The following is a 1,215-nucleotide window of genomic DNA, read 5'->3' on the forward strand; positions in this document are numbered from 1 at the left end:
CCGCGTAGCTGCCGCTGCTGCCCGGCGTGGCCACCAGCGGCGAGATCATGGCCGCCCAGGCCGACGGCTTCAACGAGCTCAAATTCTTCCCCGCCGTGCAGGCGGGCGGCACGGCCATGCTCAAGGCCTGGCAGGGTCCGTTCGGCGATGTGCGCTTTTGCCCCACGGGCGGCGTGTCGCCAGCCAATGCCCAGGAGTTCCTGGCCCTGAAGAATGTGGTCTGCGTGGGTGGCTCCTGGCTGGTGCCCACGGATGCGCTGGAGCAGGGCGACTGGAGCCGCATCACGGCGCTGGCCCGCCAGGCCAAGGCTCTGCGCAAAGCCTGACGAAAGGGCCGGTGGGACGCAGCGGGGCGCTGCGGCACAATCGTCGCCCTCCAGCCAGACGAGAAGCCAGACGAGAGGGCCGCCGCCATGATGAAGATCGACTCCACCACCGTGCAGCTCGTGCTGGCCATTGCCGAGGAGGGCAGCATCTCGCGCGCTGCCGACCGGCTACAGCTGGCGGTGGCGGCGGCCTCGCGGCGGCTCAGTGATCTGGAGGCCCAGCTCGGCACGCGCCTGTTCAAGCGACAGCCCCATGGCGTGCAGGCCACCGATCCCGGCCTCAAGCTGCTGGCCCATATCCGGCAGATCGGCAACCTGGTCGATCGCCTGGAGGGCGATGCCCAGGCCCTGGGCCGCGGCCGTGACGGCCGCATCATCATCGGCGCGCCCAAGTCGGCCATCCTGCAGTTCCTGGCCGCCGACATCGCGGCCACCCAGCGCCGCTATCCCCACATCACGCTGCAGGTGATGGAAGAAAACAGCCGCATCGTCCAGCAACTGCTGCGCGACAAGGTCATCGACATCGGCATCTTCGAGAAAACCAGCGGATTCGTGGACCTGCCGCGCGCCGACTACCGGCGCGACAGCCTGGTGCTGGTCTACAGCCGCAGGCATTTCAGCTTCGGCGACCAGCCCGTGGAGCTGGACCGGCTGCTGGAGTGCCGCATCGTCAGCCTGGGCCGGGGCTCGGCCATCCTGAATGCCCTGCGCCGTGCCCATCACAGCCGGGGCAGGGTGTTCCGCAATGATTTCACGGTCAGTGGCTTCGACACCATGCTGGCCCTGGTGCGCGAAGGCCTGGGCGTGGGCCTGATGCCGCCAGGCGTGCTGCGCAGCTTCCACCCCGGGCCGGAGCTGGGCTGTGCCGCGCTGGAAGGCGACTGGCACG

At 69.2% G+C, this 1,215-nt stretch carries 1 protein-coding gene and 1 pseudogene; both read left to right on the plus strand.

Annotated features, from left to right (window positions below; all coding sequences use genetic code 11):
• Positions 1-8: 8 nt before the first annotated feature.
• Positions 9-326, plus strand: a pseudogene (locus tag L995_RS11670) (keto-deoxy-phosphogluconate aldolase); the annotation flags it as partial.
• An 87-nt stretch (positions 327-413) separates the two neighbouring features.
• Positions 414-1,215 (plus strand): LysR family transcriptional regulator (locus tag L995_RS11675; RefSeq protein ID WP_047471842.1); only part of this gene is annotated, 802 nt, incomplete at its 3' end.

Origin of the sequence: Delftia sp. ZNC0008, assembly GCF_000799035.1 — a bacterium.
Taxonomy (GTDB): Bacteria; Pseudomonadota; Gammaproteobacteria; order Burkholderiales; family Burkholderiaceae_C; genus Comamonas; species Comamonas tsuruhatensis.